General features: G+C 61.5%; 15 protein-coding genes. 12 read left to right on the forward strand and 3 right to left on the reverse strand.

Annotated elements, in window-relative coordinates; all coding sequences use genetic code 11:
• Positions 1-10: 10 nt before the first annotated feature.
• Positions 11-1,312, reverse strand: coding sequence for a replication-associated recombination protein A (locus ACM62Q_RS08320; RefSeq protein ID WP_415035463.1), 1,302 nt, complete (start codon positions 1,310-1,312; stop codon positions 11-13).
• Between the two features lie 45 nt (positions 1,313-1,357).
• Entirely contained in the window at positions 1,358-4,702 is a 3,345-nt protein-coding gene (locus ACM62Q_RS08325; RefSeq protein WP_415035465.1) for a PAS domain S-box protein, read from the reverse strand.
• Between the two features lie 149 nt (positions 4,703-4,851).
• Here ACM62Q_RS08325 and trmA point away from each other — a divergent pair, with 149 nt between their 5' ends.
• The 12 genes from trmA (at position 4,852) to cysN (ending at position 16,000) form a co-directional block, all read left to right on the forward strand.
• Positions 4,852-5,973 carry a tRNA (uridine(54)-C5)-methyltransferase TrmA gene (gene trmA, locus ACM62Q_RS08330; RefSeq protein ID WP_415035467.1) on the forward strand — a complete coding sequence of 374 codons (1,122 nt, stop codon included), beginning with the start codon at positions 4,852-4,854 and terminating at the stop codon, positions 5,971-5,973.
• A gap of 49 nt (positions 5,974-6,022) precedes the next feature.
• Positions 6,023-8,902, forward strand: a complete 2,880-nt coding sequence (locus ACM62Q_RS08335; protein WP_415035469.1) for a monovalent cation/H+ antiporter subunit A — start codon at positions 6,023-6,025, stop codon at positions 8,900-8,902.
• Positions 8,899-9,234 (forward strand): Na+/H+ antiporter subunit C, encoded by a 336-nt coding sequence (locus ACM62Q_RS08340; protein ID WP_415035471.1) that lies wholly within the window; start codon positions 8,899-8,901, stop codon positions 9,232-9,234. The genes ACM62Q_RS08335 and ACM62Q_RS08340 overlap by 4 nt, the downstream gene beginning before the upstream one ends.
• A gap of 3 nt (positions 9,235-9,237) precedes the next feature.
• Complete coding sequence (locus ACM62Q_RS08345) at positions 9,238-10,866, forward strand: monovalent cation/H+ antiporter subunit D (protein WP_415035473.1); 1,629 nt, start codon at positions 9,238-9,240, stop codon at positions 10,864-10,866.
• On the forward strand, positions 10,863-11,336 hold the full coding sequence (locus ACM62Q_RS08350; protein WP_415035475.1) for a Na+/H+ antiporter subunit E: 474 nt from the start codon (positions 10,863-10,865) through the stop codon (positions 11,334-11,336). The genes ACM62Q_RS08345 and ACM62Q_RS08350 overlap by 4 nt, the downstream gene beginning before the upstream one ends.
• On the forward strand, positions 11,333-11,626 hold the full coding sequence (locus ACM62Q_RS08355; protein WP_415035477.1) for a K+/H+ antiporter subunit F: 294 nt from the start codon (positions 11,333-11,335) through the stop codon (positions 11,624-11,626). Before ACM62Q_RS08350 ends, ACM62Q_RS08355 begins: the two co-directional genes overlap by 4 nt.
• A gap of 12 nt (positions 11,627-11,638) precedes the next feature.
• Complete coding sequence (gene mnhG / locus ACM62Q_RS08360) at positions 11,639-11,998, forward strand: monovalent cation/H(+) antiporter subunit G (protein ID WP_415035479.1); 360 nt, start codon at positions 11,639-11,641, stop codon at positions 11,996-11,998.
• A complete protein-coding gene (locus tag ACM62Q_RS08365) occupies positions 11,995-12,897 on the forward strand; it encodes a universal stress protein (protein WP_415035481.1) in 903 nt (300 codons plus the stop codon). Before mnhG ends, ACM62Q_RS08365 begins: the two co-directional genes overlap by 4 nt.
• 98 nt (positions 12,898-12,995) lie before the next feature.
• The gene (gene cysD, locus ACM62Q_RS08370; RefSeq protein ID WP_415035483.1) at positions 12,996-13,937 is read left to right on the forward strand and encodes a sulfate adenylyltransferase subunit CysD; all 942 of its coding nucleotides are present in this window, start codon (positions 12,996-12,998) and stop codon (positions 13,935-13,937) included.
• 98 nt (positions 13,938-14,035) lie between these two features.
• On the forward strand, positions 14,036-14,311 hold the full coding sequence (locus ACM62Q_RS08375) for a hypothetical protein (RefSeq protein ID WP_415035485.1): 276 nt from the start codon (positions 14,036-14,038) through the stop codon (positions 14,309-14,311).
• Positions 14,284-14,682: a type II toxin-antitoxin system VapC family toxin gene (locus tag ACM62Q_RS08380; RefSeq protein ID WP_415035487.1), complete on the forward strand. Its 399-nt coding sequence runs from the start codon at positions 14,284-14,286 to the stop codon at positions 14,680-14,682. The genes ACM62Q_RS08375 and ACM62Q_RS08380 overlap by 28 nt, the downstream gene beginning before the upstream one ends.
• Positions 14,683-14,701: 19 nt before the next feature.
• Positions 14,702-16,000: a sulfate adenylyltransferase subunit CysN gene (gene cysN / locus ACM62Q_RS08385; RefSeq protein ID WP_415035489.1), complete on the forward strand. Its 1,299-nt coding sequence runs from the start codon at positions 14,702-14,704 to the stop codon at positions 15,998-16,000.
• Between the two features lie 92 nt (positions 16,001-16,092).
• Here cysN and ACM62Q_RS08390 read toward each other — a convergent pair.
• Positions 16,093-16,398, reverse strand: a 306-nt coding sequence (locus ACM62Q_RS08390) for a transporter associated domain-containing protein (RefSeq protein WP_415035491.1), incomplete at its 5' end; no start/stop codon positions are given.

Below are 16,398 nucleotides of genomic sequence, written 5' to 3' on the forward strand. Positions count from 1 at the left end.
TGAGGTTTTTTCACCCTTTCGCCTCTGCGTCCCACTGTCGCAGAAGAGCGAGTTTTTCAGCAATTTTGCTTTCCAAGCCTCTGGCGACCGGTTGATACCAAGCGGGTTCTTCCATCCCATCGGGCAGGTAAGTCTCGCCGGCGGCATAGGCATTGGGTTCATCATGGGCATACCTGTACTCATGCCCATAGCCCAATTCCTGCATCAGCTTGGTCGGTGCATTGCGCAGATGAACAGGAACCTCTCGACTCTTGTCCTGCTTCACAAACGCTCGCGCCTGGTTGTAAGCCCGATAGCCCGCATTGCTCTTGGCGGCAATCGCCAGATAAATCACCACCTGCCCCAACGCCAACTCCCCTTCGGGGCTTCCCAGTCGTTCATAGGTCAAGGCGGCATCGTTGGCGATCTGCATGGCTCTGGGGTCGGCAAGCCCGATATCTTCCCAGGCCATGCGGATGATTCTTCTTGCGAGATAGCGAGGGTCAGCCCCGCCATCGAGCATTCTTGTCAGCCAATACAAAGCGGCGTCGGGATGGGAGCCGCGCACGGATTTGTGCAAGGCCGAAATCTGGTCATAAAAGTTGTCACCGCCCTTATCAAAACGCCTTGCATTCAATGTCAAAGCGTTCTCAATAAACTCAGCATCGATCTTTGCAACCCCCGCTGCGCCAGCGGCAGTTGTGCACTGCTCCAGCAGGTTCAAGAGCCTTCTGGCATCACCATCGGCATAGCCGATGAGGGTGTCTGCCGCCAAGTCATCAAAAACCAGCTCGCCCAGCGCCTTTTCCTTGGCGCGCGCCAGAAGCTGCTGCAACTCCTCCTCTGTCAGCGACTTCAGCACATAGACCTGGGCCCGGGACAAAAGGGCGGAGTTCACTTCAAACGAGGGGTTCTCCGTCGTTGCCCCGATGAAAGTGACCAAGCCACTCTCTGCATAGGGAAGAAGCGCATCTTGCTGGGATTTGTTGAAGCGGTGAATTTCATCGACGAACAAGATCGTGTGCTTGCCCATGGCCAGATTCTGTTCGGCCTCTTCCATGGCCGCCCGGATGTCTTTGACACCAGAGAACACGGCAGACAGTGCGATGAACTGACATTTGAAAGCGCTCGCCGTCAATCTTGCCAGTGTCGTTTTACCCACACCCGGCGGCCCCCAAAAAATCATGGAGTGCGGTTTTCCAGAGCGGAAAGCCAGCCGCAAAGGCTTGCCTTCGCCCAGCAGATGGGTCTGCCCAATGACCTCATCCAGGGTTTGGGGGCGAAGCGCTTCTGCCAGTGGCGCAACCGGTTTTTGTGCGAACAAATCAGCCATATTTCACCCCCACTGAACGATGGGGAAGCGCCAAAAACAATTCGCTCACGCCCGCGGCAAAGCCTGAATCGCCTGACAGGCGCTCGCCAGCGCGGCCTCCAGGTCATTGATGCCAGTCAGCAATTCTGCTTCTGGCTGGGCCGAGCGCGCCGCCTGCAAGAGCGCATTGGCCTGCGTAAACAAGGGCTCGAGCGCCACCGCACCGGCCGCACCTTTGAGCGTATGCACGGTGCGCTCGAGCGCTGCGTAATCGCCGGTTTGCAGGTAGGCGCGGCAGTGCGCGGCATCGTCTTGGTGGTTCTCGGCAAACAGGCGCAACAACTGGGCCGCCCGTTCATGCTTGCCGCGCACGCAGGCCAGCAAGCGCGGCAACTCGATTCCCGGCAGAGCCGCCAGCGCGTCCGCCAGACTGGGGACGTGTGCTGCGGCAAACGGCAGTGTTTCTGTGCGCTTTTCGCTGACTGTTGCGGCTGCCTCGCCCAGCGGCAGCCAGCGGCGCAGCGCGGCGTAAAGCGCGGACGGGTTGACCGGCTTGGCGATGAAATCGTTCATGCCGGCATCCAGGCAGTTTTTACGGTCTTCGGCAAAGGCATTCGCCGTCATGGCCAGAATCGGCAGGGCGGCTTTGCCGGGCAGGCTGCGGATGCGCCGGGTCGCCGCCAAACCGTCCAGCACCGGCATCTGCACATCCATCAGCACGAGCGCGCAAGAATCACGCTGCACCGCACGCACGCCGGCCTCGCCGTTATCGGCAAGCTGCACCACGATACCGACATCTTCGAGCAGGGCGCGCGCCACTTCCTGATTGATCAGATTGTCTTCGCAGATCAACACCGTCACCCCCTGCGCGTGCTGGCGCAACCAGGATTCGTCCGGCAAATCGGCGCTCGGCGCGGCCGCTTGCTCCGCCTGCGCCGGCACTTCGCCGGCCGCCAGCGTAATGTCGAACCAAAAGACGCTGCCCGTACCGGGCTCGCTGCGGCAACCGGCCGCGCCGCCCATCAATTCCGCCAGTTGCCGGGTAATCGCCAAGCCCAGACCGCTGCCGCCGTATTCGCGCGTCGTCGAGCCGTCGCCCTGTTCGAAGGGGTTGAACAGGCGTTCCAAAACCTGCGGCGCAATGCCGATGCCGGTGTCCAGCACTTCAAAACGCAAGCGGTAGGCCGCCGCCGTTTGCTCCAGCAGGTGCGCGCGCAAGGTGATCTGGCCTTTTTCGGTAAATTTGATGGCATTACTCAAATAATTGAGCAGGGCTTGCGAGACGCGCGTCGCATCGCCATACACCCAAGTCGGCACGTCGCCCGTATCGACTTGCAAGGAGAGATTTTTCGCCTGCGCCCGCTCGCGCACCAAATTAAGCACCTGCCCCAAGAGTGCGGGCAGATTGAAATTTTCCTGCGTCAATTCCAATTTACCGGCTTCGATGCGCGACAAATCCAGCACATCGTTGATCACCGCCAGCAAATGATCGGCGGAAGCCTGAATCATTTCCAGGTGGTTGCGCTGTTCATTGGCCACCTCTTGTTTGAGCAAACGATGCGTCAGGCCGACGATGGCATTCATCGGCGTGCGAATTTCGTGGCTCATATTGGCCAAAAACACCGATTTGGCGCGGTTGGCCAGTTCCGCTTCCCGGCTTGCCTGCTCCAAGGCCAAGGTACGCTGCTTGACGAGGTCTTCCAGATGCGTGCGATAGCGCTCCAGCTCTTCGCTGATTTTCTTGTTTTGCGTGACATCTTGCTTGACCGCCAGGTAATGCGTCACCTCGCCGCTCGGCTGACGAATCGGCGAAATAATGGCGTATTCGTAATAAACCTCGCCCGCCTTGTTGCGGTTGATCAGCTGGCCGGACCAGGTTTCACCGCGTAACAAGCTGTCCCACATGGCCGTGAATTGCTCCTTGGGCGTCAAGCCGCTTTGCAGCACGCGCGGGTTCTTGCCCAATACATCTTGCACCGCATAGCCGCTGATGCGGGCAAAGGCTTGATTGGCATATTCAATGCGCGCCTGAGTATCGGTAATCACCACTGTGACCGGGCTTTGTTCAACGGCCAAGGAGAGTTTGCGCAACTGCATTTCGTTTTCTGCGTGCGCTGCCAACACCCCCCGCAAATCCATTTCGCGGCGGGCTTTTTCCATGGCAATCGCCGCCAGATGCCCGGCGGAAGCGACGTACTCGCGCAGCGCCGCATTGATTTTTGGCTGCGGTTTGCTCCAATACACCGCCAGGGTACCCAGCAAACCGCCCCGGCGCGAAAGAACCAAGGTACTCCAGCAAGCCCCCAACTGATGCTGCGCGGCAAACTCACGCCAATCTGCCCAGCGCGCATCGACCGCCAGATCGGCGGAAAAAACCTCTTGCCCGTGGTACACCGCTGTGCCGCAAGAACCGGCGTTCGGCCCGACGGCGATTTCCTGCAGCGCAGTGCAATAGCTTTCCGGCAGACTGCTGACCACCGGGTCGCGCAGGCAATGTGCCTCGCCGTCGTAGGCCATGAAACTGCAGCGCACCGCCGGCACCCGCGCCTCGATACCCCGGCAAAGATGCTGCAACACGGCGTTCAGCGGCACGTCGGCGGAAATATCGGACAAAATTTCGTTATTGAATTCCAAACGCTGGCGCTGCTCGCGCTCTTCAGAGACATCGATGAAGCTCACCAGCACTTCATTACCCAGCAACACCCCGGCCACCTCGACCGTGCGCACCTGCCCGTTGGCACAACGCACGAAACATTCCAGAGGGGCCACCGTACTTTGCTCGCTGGCCCGCGCCCGGGCGACCGCCCCCCGCCATTCGGCATTGACGGCGGCACGCACGGCGGGGTCAGGAAAAGCGCAATGCGCCCAGGTATGCAGATCGGGAAAATCGCCCGGCAAATAGCCGAACAAGGCCGTAAAAGCCCGATTGAGCAGCATCGGGCGGCCTTGCCCGCTGATCCAGACGAGCGGCACGGGGGCGTACTCAAACAACTGGCGCAGGCGTTCCTCACTCTGGCGCAAAACCTGTTGCTGCGCCTGCCAGGCGCGCGCGGCGGTCACCACCCCCAAGGATTCTCCAGCCTCATCGACCAGCACCAGATGGCGAATGCTGTGCGCACGCATCAGGCGCTCTGCGACATCGACCTGCATATCGGGCGGCACGGTGATCAAGGGGACACTCATCACCTCGCCCACCGTACAGGTCAGCGCCACCCGCGCGCGCAACAAACGAGGCCAGTCGTGCTCGGTGAGAATGCCCACCGCCCGCCCACCCGAGCGCACCACCAAGGTCGACGCGCCAACCGCCGCCAACTCTTCCAGCGCGGCCGACAGGGTCAAATCGGCATTCACCGTCAGCACATCGCGCGCGGCCAGATCATGCAAACGAAGTTGGGTGGCGGGGTCGTTCAAATCCGTCTCACAGGGTGAAAATGGGGAACAGAGCGAATTCTATCCCCGAGCGCGCCAATTTACGCGCTATAGTCGCCGCGCCGTAGCGATCTACCCTCACGCACGGCGCGCCTTTATCCTGCCCTTGCGCCATTTCTTACGCTTTTACCATGCCGTTTGCCACACTCGACACCGCCTGCTACCCGCAGCAACTCGCTGAAAAAAAGGCCGTATTCCAGAGCCTCTTTGCCTCCCTGGACGCCCCTGAACCCAGCGTTTTCGCCTCCCGCCCCGAGCATTACCGGATGCGCGCCGAATTTCGTGCCTGGCGGCACGACGGGGTGTGGGATTACGCCATGTTCGATCCGGCAAACCCGCGCCAGCCCGTGTTATTGCAGCAATTTCCTGTGGCCGATGCGGCCATTTGTTCGCTCATGCCGCGCCTGCGCGCCGTCATGCTGGAAATCCCGCCGCTCTGCCAAGGCCTCTATGGCGTGGAGTTTCTCGCCACACTGGCCGGCGACATGCTGGTCACCTTGATCTACCGCCGAGCACTCGATACGACCTGGACAGAAGCAGCGCATGCGCTGGCCGAAACTCTGGGCATCGCCCTGATCGGGCGCAGCCGGGGGCAAAAAATTGTGCTGACGCGCGATTGGGTGGAAGAAAGCCTGCAGGTGAATGGCGAAAACCTGCGCTACCGCCAGTACGAAGGCGCTTTCAGCCAACCCAACGCCGGCGTCAATCAGCACATGTTGGCCTGGGCGCAGAGCCAAGCGCAAAACCTGGGCGGCAAATCTGACAAGGACCGGCTTGGCAACGACCTGCTCGAACTCTACTGCGGTAACGGCAATTTCACCGTGGCGCTCGCGCCTTTCTTCGATAAGGTGCTGGCCACGGAAATGAGCAAAGTTTCTGTCGCCGCCGCCGAGCACAATCTGGCGCGCAACGGCTGCGGCAACGTCAGCATCGCCCGCCTGGCGAGCGAGGAAATCAGCGCCGCGCTCCAGGGCGTACGCGAATTCCGGCGGCTGCGCGAGATCGATCTCGCCAGCTACCGTTTTTCGACGCTCTTCGTCGACCCGCCGCGCAGCGGTCTGGACCCCGCCACCCTGGCGCTCGCCGCTGGTTTCGACAACATCCTCTACATTTCCTGCAACCCGCACAGCTTGCAGGACAATGTGGCAGCACTTGCCGGCAGCCACCATATCGCCGCCAGCGCGATATTTGATCAGTTTCCCTATACCGCGCACCTGGAGTGCGGTTTGCTGCTGCAAAAAAATCCGGCGTAATCCTTGCCACGGGCTGGAAACAGCCGGTTCCTCAGTTAAACTCGGGCGTATGTCCTTGTTTCTGATACTCGTTCTGCCCTTCCTCGGCAGCCTGTGCGCGGCCCTTTTGCCGGCCAATGCCCGTAACGCCGAAGCCTGGCTGGCCGGGGCGGTAACACTCAGCGTTTGTGGCTTGATCCTGCACCAGCTGCCGGCGCTGGAAGCCGGCAATGTCTTGCATTTTGCCCTACCCTGGTCACCCACCTTGAACATCGCTTTCCAGCTGCGCATGGATGGCTTTGCCTGGCTGTTTGCCCTCTTGGTGGCGCTGATTGGCCTTTTGGTGGTGTTTTACGCGCGCTATTACATGTCGCCGGAAGACCCGGTGCCGCGCTTTTTCGCCTTTCTGCTCGCCTTCATGGGGGCCATGCTGGGCATCGTGCTCTCCGGCAATCTCTTGCAACTGGCGATGTTCTGGGAATTGACCAGCCTCGCTTCTTTCATGCTGATCGCCTACTGGCATCACCGCCAGGACGCCCGCAGCGGTGCCCGCATGGCGCTCACCGTGACCGGCATGGGCGGGCTGGCAATGCTCGGCGGCATGCTGCTGATCGGCCATATCGTCGGCAGCTACGAGCTCGATGCCGTTTTCGCCGCAGCCGAAAAAATAAAAACGCACGACTGGTATCCGGCGATCGTCTGCCTGATCGCACTCGGCGCGCTGACCAAAAGCGCGCAGTTTCCCTTCCATTTCTGGCTGCCGCACGCCATGGCCGCACCGACGCCGGTTTCGGCCTATCTGCATTCGGCGACCATGGTCAAGGCCGGCGTGTTTCTGCTCGCCCGCCTGTGGCCGGTACTGGCCGGCAGCGATGTATGGTTCTGGCTGATCGGCGGCGCCGGGCTGTTTACCCTGCTCTTGGGCGGCTATCTCGCCTTGCTACAAGACGATCTCAAAGGCGTGCTGGCCTATTCCACGGTCAGCCACCTCGGCCTGATTACCCTGCTGCTCGGCATGAACAGTGCGCTCGCCCTGGTGGCGGCGGTGTTTCACATCGTCAACCACGCCACCTTCAAGGCATCGCTGTTCATGGCGGTGGGCATCATCGACCACGAAACCGGCAGCCGCGACATCCGCCGTCTTTCCGGACTGCGCCACGCCATGCCGCTGACCGCCAGCCTGGCCGCCGTCGCCGCCGCCGCCATGGCCGGCGTGCCGCTGCTGAACGGTTTTTTATCCAAGGAAATGTTTTTTGCCGAGACCATTTTCCTGGACCGCCCGCAATGGCAGCGCATCCTGCTGCCGGTCGCGGCGACGCTGGCCGGCACGTTCAGCGTGGCCTACGCTTTACGCTTCATCCACGGCACTTTTTTTGGCCCGCCAGCAAAGGATTTACCGCGCCCAGCGCACGATCCGAACCGCTGGATGCTGCTCCCCAGCGCCGTACTGGTCGCCGCCTGCCTACTGGTCGGCATTTTTCCGGCAACAACCCTTGGCCCCTATCTGCGTCTGGCCAGCGATGCCCTGCTCGGTAGCGCCGCGCCGTCCTACAATTTGGCGCTCTGGCACGGTGCGCAGCTGCCTTTGTTGATGAGCGCTATCGCCACGCTGGGCGGCATCGCCCTGTATTTCGTACTCTGGCGCAGCCCTGCCCGGCGCTGGCCGAGCTTACGCCGCTTCGACGGCAAAGCCCTGTTCGAAGCCAGCCTGCGCCTCACCACCCAGCTTGCGACACAACTTCTGGCCCGCCTGAGTTCGCAACGCCTGCAAACCCAGCTGGCCCTGATTTTTCTCGCCAGTCTGGCGGCGGCTTTCGTTTTTCGCAGCGAGCCTCTACGCTTGGGTACGGCGCTCGCAGAGCGTCCCCCCAACAGTACCGACGCCATTTTTGCCCTGATCTGGGTGATCGGTGCGAGCGCAGCATTGGGCGCGGCCTGGCTGGCAAAACACCAACGCCTGGGCGCGCTGATCCTGTCCGGTGGCGCAGGGCTTGCCACCTGCCTGACTTTTGTCTGGTTTTCCGCACCCGATTTGGCCTTGACACAACTGGCCGTAGAAATCGTCACCGTCATCCTTATTTTGCTGGGGCTGCGTTGGCTGCCGCGCGGCAATCCTTATTTTGCCGGCCCGGCACCGCTGCGCATTCGTTTGCGCCGCAGCCGCGATGCCTTGATCGCCACTGCCGGCGGGGCCAGTATCGCAGCACTGGCTTACGCCATTCTCAGCCGCCCCGCCCCACGCCAACTTGCAGATTTTTTCACAGGGAACGCCGTACCGCTGGGCGACGGGCAAAACGTGGTCAACGTCATCCTGGTGGATTTTCGTGGCTTTGACACCTTCGGCGAAATCACCGTGCTCGCCATTGTTGCCCTCAGCATTTATGCCTTGCTGCGCCGTTTTCGCCCTGCCCCGGAAAGCATGGCCATTCCGGTGCAGCAACGCGCCCAGGACGAAGCTGACACAAACGCTGAAGCTGCCCTCAGTGCCTCTTTACCCGCCGGTTACCTGATGTTGCCCGCCGTGCTGGTGCGCCTTTTGCTGCCGATGGCCGTGCTGGTTTCGCTGTATTTTCTGCTGCGCGGGCATAACGCGCCGGGCGGCGGTTTCGTCGGCGGGCTGATTTTTGCCACCACCATCATCTTGCAATACATCGTCGGCGGCATCGGCTGGCTGGAAGCGCGGCTACGCATCCGCCCGCTCTACTGGATCGCCGGCGGACTACTGGCGGCGGCCGGCGCGGGGCTGCTGGCCTTGGTGCAGGGGGCGGCCTTCCTGCAGGCGCAGCGCTGGCACGGCAGTCTGCCCTTTTTGGGCGAAATCCATCTGTCTTCCGTGCTGCTCTTTGACATCGGCGTGTATCTCTTGGTGGTGGGCGCAACGGTGCTGATTTTGATCGCGCTGGGCCACCAAAGCCTGCGCTCACGCCCCAATCCGGTGCCAGCGACATGACGGAACTCATTTTTTCGCTGGCGGTCGGCGTCATGGCGGGGGCAGGCATTTACCTGATCCTGCGCCCGCGCAGCTTTCAGGTCATCATCGGGTTATCGCTTTTAGGCTACGCGGTGAATCTTTTCATCTTCGCCATGGGACGCCTGCACAGCGGCGCACCGCCCGTCATCGGCAGCGCCGCGCACTATGCCGACCCGGTGCCGCAGGCTCTGGTGCTGACGGCGATCGTCATCGGTTTTGCCACGACCGCCCTTTTTCTCGTCGTACTGCTCGCCGCGCGCGGCTTGAACGGCAGCGATCACGTCGATGGCAAAGAAACGGACGCGCACTAAGCCATGACCTTCCTGCTCGCCCACTTACCCATTTTGCCGATTCTGCTGCCGCTCGTCTTTGGTGCGCTGCTGCTTTTTTCCAGCGACAGCCACCACGGTCCGCGCCTCTTGCTCTCCGTGTTCGCGCTGCTGACGCAGCTCGCCGTTGCCCTGCTGCTGCTGGCGGCAAGCGATGGACGCATCGATCTGCCCTGGGCGGCCTCGATCGGAGTCTATGCTCTGGGCGGCTGGCCCGCCCCCTTTGGCATCGTGCTCGTCGTAGACCGTTTGGCGGCGATCATGGTGCTGCTCACCGCCACCCTGGGCCTGGCAGCACTGATCTATTCCGTAGCGCGCTGGGAAAAGGCCGGCGTGCATTTTCTGCCACTTTTTCAATTCCTGCTGATGGGGCTGAACGGCAGCTTCCTGACCGGTGATTTATTCAACCTCTTCGTTTTCTTCGAAATCATGCTCGCCGCCTCCTACGGGTTGGTGCTGCACGCTTCCGGCGGCCCCCGGGTGCGTGCCGGACTGCATTACATCGTGGTCAATCTGGTTGCTTCACTGATTTTTCTGCTGGGCATCGCGCTCGTCTATGGCTTGACCGGCAGCCTGAACCTGGCCGAACTGCCGGGGCGTATTGCAGCGCTGCCGGCAGCGGACCGGCCGCTCTTTAACAGCGCCGCCGCCCTGCTCGGCGTGGTATTTCTCACCAAGGCCGCCGCCTGGCCACTCAATTTCTGGCTCCCCGCCGCCTATGGTCACGCGGTCGCACCCGTTGGAGCGATTTTTGCCGTACTGACCAAGGTCGGCATTTATGCGCTGCTGCGCCTGGGGGTACTGTTTCAGGAAAGCGGTAGTGTCGCGCCCCCGCCTTTTGGCGGCGACTGGCTGTTCTATTGCGGACTGGCAACGCTTTTTGCCGGCACGCTCGGTGTCTTGAGCAGCCAGTCGCTCGATCGGCTGGCGGCTTTTCTGGTCATCGTTTCTTCCGGCACCTTGCTCACCGCCTTCGGCTTTACCGGCACGCGGCTCACCGGGCCGGCGATTTATTACCTGGTGAGTTCGGTGTTGGGCAGCGGGGCTTTTTTCATGCTGATCGAAATGGCACAGCGTAACCGGCGTGCCGCAGCCGACCTGCTCGCCATCAGTCAGGAGGCCTTCGGTGTCGAATTGCACGACGAAGAAACGCCCGATGAACAGGTGGGCGTCGCCATTCCCGCTGCCATGGCCTTTCTCGGCTTGGCCTTTGTCGGCTGCGTGCTCTTATTGACCGGTTTGCCGCCCTTTTCCGGTTTCGTTGGCAAGCTCGCACTCTTAGGTGCCGCCCTGGCCTCCTTGCCAACGGCTTCGCTGGCGCACACCGGCCTCTTCATTGCCGCCCTGCTCATTTCCGGCCTGGCTGGTTTGATCGCCTTGTCGCGCCTGGGCATGCGCGTATTTTGGGACATGGCGCGCCCGACACCGCACCTGCAATGGCTGGAAGCCGGCCCGGTGGCCGTATTACTGCTGCTCTGCCTGGGCCTCGCCATCTTGCCGGAAGAATTGCTCGCACTGGCGGACGCCGCCTCGCGCAGCCTGTACGACCCCGCCGATTACATTGGCGCGGTGCTCAACCCGGCGCACGGCGCAACACAGGTGCCGGCACCATGAATCATCGCCTCTTCATTTTGCTCGTCCTTTTCTGGCTGCTCATCAATCAAACGCTGGCCCTCTCGCAACTCCTGCTCGGCGCATTTTTTTCCGCCATCCTCACCCTGCTGGCCCAGCGCCTGCGCCCTGAGCGCGCCCGCCCGAAGCACCCCGGGCTGGCCTTGCGGCTGCTCTGGCATGTGTTCTGCGACATCGTGCGCTCCAACATCGCGGTCAGCCGCATCATCCTCGGCCTGCACCACGGCCCGCCAAAGGTCGGCTTTCTCGACATTCCGTTAATTTTGCGCGACCCGCACGGGCTCGCCGCACTGGCCATGATCGTTACCGCCACCCCAGGCACGGTCTGGGCGGGACACGACTTAGAACGCAATATCCTCACCCTGCACATACTCGACCTGCAAGACGAAGCGGCCTGGATACACACGATCCAGGCGCGTTACGAAGCACCTTTACGGAGGATTTTCGAATGAGCGATTTCTTTGCCCAAGCCCTCGTTTTTGCCCTGGATTTCGCCTTGGCCTGCTACGCCCTGGCCCTCGTTTGCGCCGCCTGGCGCCTGGCGATTGGCCCATCGACACAAGACCGCATCCTGGCGCTCGATACTTTATATATCAACGGTTTACTCATTATTTTGCTACTCGGCGTACGACTGGGTTCCTTACTTTATTTCGACATCGCTCTATTGATTGCGCTTTTCGGTTTCGTCGGCTCGGCGGCGCTGGCCAAATTTTTGCTGCGCGGCGAAGTGATCGAGGCCTGAAAACCGATGCTCTTGAGCGAACTTCCCCTCTGGATCAGCCTGCCGGCAAGCCTGTTTCTCATCAGCAGCGGCCTGCTCACCTTGATCGGCACCCTGGGCTTACTCCGCCTGAAGGATTTTTACGCCCGCGTCCATGCGCCCACCCTGGGCGCAACACTTGGCGCGGGGGGGGCGCTTCTTGCCTCGATGCTGCTATCTTCCGGGCTGCACGGACGGCTCGTCATCCACGAGATATTGATCGGCCTTTTTCTCGTGTTGACCGCCCCGGTCACCACCCTGCTCCTGATGCGCGCCGCCCGCTTTCGTGACAGAAACGCCCCGCCTAGCACTGACGCCGACGCCGCGCCAACCTGCCCGACAAAGGATAAATGATGGATTTATCGCCCAATCTGCCCTGCTCCCCCCTGTTGGTGGCTACCGATTTTTCCCCCAGCGCCAATTTGGCGATCGACCGCGCCGCGCAACTTGCTGCCCAGCACGATTGGCCGCTGCATCTGGCGCACGCTATTACCCCAAGTTTTCTCGACGATTTGCAGCGCCTGATCTCCACGCAAGCGCCAAGCCTCTCCAGCGCCCTGATCGGCGAGGCCATGGCTGAATTGCAACAACTGGCGATTGACCCGCAGCACACGCACGGCGTGGAGAGCGATTGCCACATCCTGATCGGCAAACCCGTCGATGCCCTGCTGCAGCACGCCGCCGACCTCGCTGCCCGCTTGCTGGTGATCGGCTCGCGCGGCGAAACGAGCCTGCGCCACCTTACCGTCGGCTCGACCGCTGCCCGCCTCTTGCGCAAAACCCGCCGGCCAGTGCTGGTGGTCAAAAGCGAAACGCAAAAACCCTATCAACACGCCCTCGTCTGCCTCGATTTTTCTCCGGCTTCCTTAGACGCCCTACACCTTGTGCAAGACATTGCCCCGCAAGCCGCACTCACCCTGCTGCATGTGCTGGAGCTGCCCTACGAAGGCAAAATGCGCTACGCCGGCGTGAGCAGCGACATCATTCAGCAATACCGCATGCAAGCGCAGAACCAGGGCTTGCAACAACTGCGCGAACTCGCCGCAAGCGAGCAGATCGCCCCCGCAACGAGCAATCTGCTCGCCCTGCACGGCAACGCCGCCGGCCTCATTCACGAGCTGGAAAGCACGCAAAACTGCGACCTCATCGTCATGGGCCGGCGCGGCAGTCAGCTGATGGAGGAACTGCTTTTAGGCAGCACCACCCGTTACGTCGTCGATGAATCGCGCGGCGACGTGCTGATTGCGGCCTAAGTTATATTCCACAAACCCATAACAAGATGCGCTCTTGTTCTTAATTCGGAATTAAGGCCGCGTTACAATGCGCGCCATTCCTTTAAGGTTCTGCCGAAATGAGCGCTATTGATTTTTCCCGTCACACCCTTTCCCACCTCGACTGGCTGGAAGCCGAAGCCATCCACATCATGCGCGAAGTGGCCGGCCAGTGCGCCAACCCGGTGCTGCTTTTCTCCGGCGGCAAGGATTCCATCTGCATGCTGCGCATCGCCGAAAAAGCCTTTCGCCCCGGCAAATTCCCCTTCCCGCTGATGCACATCGACACCGGCCACAACTACAGGGAAGTGGTCGAATTCCGCGACAAACGCGCTGCCGAACTCGGCGAACGCCTGATCGTGCGCAGCGTCGAAGACTCCATGGCACGCGGCACGGTCGTTTTGAAACACGCCGGCGAGTCGCGCAACAAGCATCAGTCGGTGACCTTGCTCGAAGCCATCGAGGAATTCGGCTTTGACTGCTGCATTGGCGGTGCCCGGCGCGACGAGGAAAAAGCCCGCGCCAAGGAACGCATCATGAGTTTTCGTGACGAATTCGGCCAGTGGGACCCGAAAAATCAACGCCCGGAGTTGTGGAATCTCTTCAACGCCCGCACCCACAAGGGCGAGAACATCCGCGCCTTCCCCATCTCCAACTGGACGGAAATGGACGTCTGGCAATACATCGAGCGTGAAAAACTCGAACTGCCGTCCATCTATTTCGCCCACACCCGCCCGGTGGTGATCCGCCAGGGCGCGATCGTCCCGGTCAATGTGCCGCTGGCTTCCGGCGAGCTGACCAATCTGCCCAAGCCAGGTGAGGAAATCATCGAAAAACAGGTGCGTTTTCGCACCGTCGGTGACATTTCCTGCACCGCTCCGGTGGAATCGGATGCCGACACGCTCGACAAGATCGTGCTCGAAACCGCCACCACCACCATCACCGAACGCGGCGCTACCCGGCTCGACGATCAGACCTCCGAAGCCTCGATGGAGCAGCGCAAAAAAGAGGGGTATTTCTGATGGCCAAACCGCGTAGCGCAAGCAAAGGCGCTCTGCTTGTCTCTGAAAAATCTTCGTTGTACAATGAATTAAATCCTGATGTACAACAGGAGCGCGACATGGCAAACCCCTCCCCGAGCCCCCCCCCCTACCCCACTGCCGAACCCATGCGTTTCTCGCATTTTCGCAGCCATCTGTTCCAGGTCGCCGACGCGGCGCTAGCCAGCGGCGAGCCGGTGCCGCTCGAGCGCAACGGCCAGCGCCTGTGGCTGGTACCCGAACGCGGCGGCAGCCGCATCGAGCGCCTGCCGTTGCTCGACATCATCGTCGGCAACCCGGACGAACTGCCCTACATCGAGACCAGCGAATGGAACGAGAGCAGGAACCTCGACTGACCTTTCTCGACACGCACATCCTGATCTGGCTGTGCACCGAGAAACGTCGCCAGTTGCCGCACGCCGCGCGCGAGGCCATCGAATCCGGCTGGCTGGCGATTTCGCCGATGGTCGAGCTGGAACTCGAATTCCTGCACGAGATCGGCCGCATCAAGCAAGGGGCCAGCGCCATCCTCAACGCGCTCGCCACCCTGCCCCTGCACATCGACCCCACGCCATTTGCCAGCATCACCCGCGCCGCTGCCACGCAAACCTGGACGCGCGATCCTTTCGACCGCCTCATCGTCGGTCAGACCATCGCCGCCGGCGGCTGCCTGATCACCGCCGACGAACGCATCCAGCACCATTTTCCCAAGGCCATCTGGGCCTGATCCGAGCCAAGAGAACACCATGACAACCGCAAACCATGACACCCCCCACGATAACGCCAGCACGGTAGACAACGGCCTGTTGCGCTTCCTCACCTGCGGCAGCGTGGACGACGGCAAAAGCACCCTGATCGGGCGTCTGCTCTACGACACCAAGGCGGTGCTCGCCGACACCCTGCAAGCCATCGAAAAAACCTCGCAAAAGCGCGGCCTGGGCGCGGTCGACCTGTCGCTCTTGACCGACGGCCTGCAAGCCGAACGCGAACAGGGCATCACCATCGATGTCGCCTATCGCTACTTCTCCACCGGCCGGCGCAAGTACATCATCGCCGACGCACCCGGCCACGAGCAGTACACGCGCAACATGATCACCGCCGCCTCGACCGCCAACCTCGCCATCATTCTGGTCGATGCGCGCAAGGGCATCCTCACCCAGACCCGCCGCCACTCCAAGCTGGTTTCACTGGTCGGCATCCCGCATCTGGTGGTGGCCGTCAACAAGATGGATCTGGTCGATTACTCGCCGGCGCGCTTCGAGGAAATCCGCGCCGACTACCTCGCTTTTGCCGAGAAACTGGGCATTACCGACGTGCGTTTCATCCCGCTGTCGGCCCTGAACGGCGACATGATCGTCGAACGCGGCGAGGCACTCTCCTGGTATCAAGGGCCCACCCTGCTGGAAATCCTGGAAAGCGCCCCCGCTGCCCACAGCGAACAGGCCGAAAAATTCCGCTTTCCCGTGCAATACGTCTGCCGCCCGCAGGATTCCGCCAACCCGGAACTACACGATTACCGGGGTTTCATGGGCCAGGTCGAGTCCGGTCACCTGCAGGTCGGCGATGCCGTCACCGTGCTGCCCGGCGGCCAGCAATCCACCGTCAAGGCCATCCAGATCGGCGGCACAGACATTCCCGCCGCCTTCACCGAACAATCCATCACCCTGCTATTGGCCGACGAAATCGACTGCTCGCGCGGCGACATGATCGTCAAAAGCGCCGAAGCGCCCGCCCCGGTCAAGGAAATCCGCGCCACCCTGTGCTGGCTCGCCGAAACCCCGCTCGACCGCGCCCGCACCTACCTGATCCGCCACACCACCCGCGACAGCAAAGCCAAGCTCACCGCCATCGACTACCGCCTGGACGTCAACACCCTGGAAAACCTACCGGCCGAAAAACTGTCCATGAACGACATCGCCGAAGTCAGCTTCAAGCTCGCCCAGCCGCTATTCGTCGATCCTTACCGGGAAAACCGCGCCACCGGCGCTTTCATCGTCATCGACGAAAGCAGCAACAACACGGTAGGGGCGGGGATGATTTTGTAACGCGCCGCGCGTACTCCCCATGCAGAACGCCGCCCATTCGGGCGGCGTTCTGCATGGATCAATCGATGGACAACACAGCGTAACGGCGCGCCTTAATTATTACCGCCTTCAAGCGTTGCATCCTCCGCCACCGGCTCCAGCAGACGCATCGCCAGAACCTTGTCGATACGCTTGCCGTCGATATCGACGACTTCGAGCGACCAGCCTTCCCAATCCAGTTTGTCGCCGGTCACGGCGAGGCGGCCAAGTAGCAGCATGAACATGCCGGAGAGGGTGTGATAGCGACCTTTTTCTTCCTCCGGCACGGTTTTCAGGCCCAGCGTGTCTTTCAACTCGGGCAGGGGAATCAGGCCGTCGAGCAGCCAGGAGCCGTCCTCGCGCTGCACCACCCAGGCATC

The organism is Azonexus sp. (assembly GCF_047638095.1).
In the GTDB taxonomy this organism is placed as follows: Bacteria; Pseudomonadota; Gammaproteobacteria; order Burkholderiales; family Rhodocyclaceae; genus Azonexus.

What these genes read in the sequence shown, in the direction of transcription:
- ACM62Q_RS08380 (WP_415035487.1), top strand. Translation starts at nt 14,284, where the DNA reads ATGGAACGAGAGCAGGAACCTCGACTGACCTTTCTCGACACGCACATC.
- trmA (WP_415035467.1), top strand. Translation starts at nt 4,852, where the DNA reads ATGCCGTTTGCCACACTCGACACCGCCTGCTACCCGCAGCAACTCGCT.
- ACM62Q_RS08345 (WP_415035473.1), top strand. Translation starts at nt 9,238, where the DNA reads ATGACCTTCCTGCTCGCCCACTTACCCATTTTGCCGATTCTGCTGCCG.
- ACM62Q_RS08335 (WP_415035469.1), top strand. Translation starts at nt 6,023, where the DNA reads ATGTCCTTGTTTCTGATACTCGTTCTGCCCTTCCTCGGCAGCCTGTGC.
- cysD (WP_415035483.1), top strand. Translation starts at nt 12,996, where the DNA reads ATGAGCGCTATTGATTTTTCCCGTCACACCCTTTCCCACCTCGACTGG.
- ACM62Q_RS08355 (WP_415035477.1), top strand. Translation starts at nt 11,333, where the DNA reads ATGAGCGATTTCTTTGCCCAAGCCCTCGTTTTTGCCCTGGATTTCGCC.
- ACM62Q_RS08320 (WP_415035463.1), bottom strand. Translation starts at nt 1,312, where the DNA reads ATGGCTGATTTGTTCGCACAAAAACCGGTTGCGCCACTGGCAGAAGCG.
- ACM62Q_RS08375 (WP_415035485.1), top strand. Translation starts at nt 14,036, where the DNA reads ATGGCAAACCCCTCCCCGAGCCCCCCCCCCTACCCCACTGCCGAACCC.
- ACM62Q_RS08340 (WP_415035471.1), top strand. Translation starts at nt 8,899, where the DNA reads ATGACGGAACTCATTTTTTCGCTGGCGGTCGGCGTCATGGCGGGGGCA.
- ACM62Q_RS08350 (WP_415035475.1), top strand. Translation starts at nt 10,863, where the DNA reads ATGAATCATCGCCTCTTCATTTTGCTCGTCCTTTTCTGGCTGCTCATC.
- cysN (WP_415035489.1), top strand. Translation starts at nt 14,702, where the DNA reads ATGACAACCGCAAACCATGACACCCCCCACGATAACGCCAGCACGGTA.
- ACM62Q_RS08365 (WP_415035481.1), top strand. Translation starts at nt 11,995, where the DNA reads ATGATGGATTTATCGCCCAATCTGCCCTGCTCCCCCCTGTTGGTGGCT.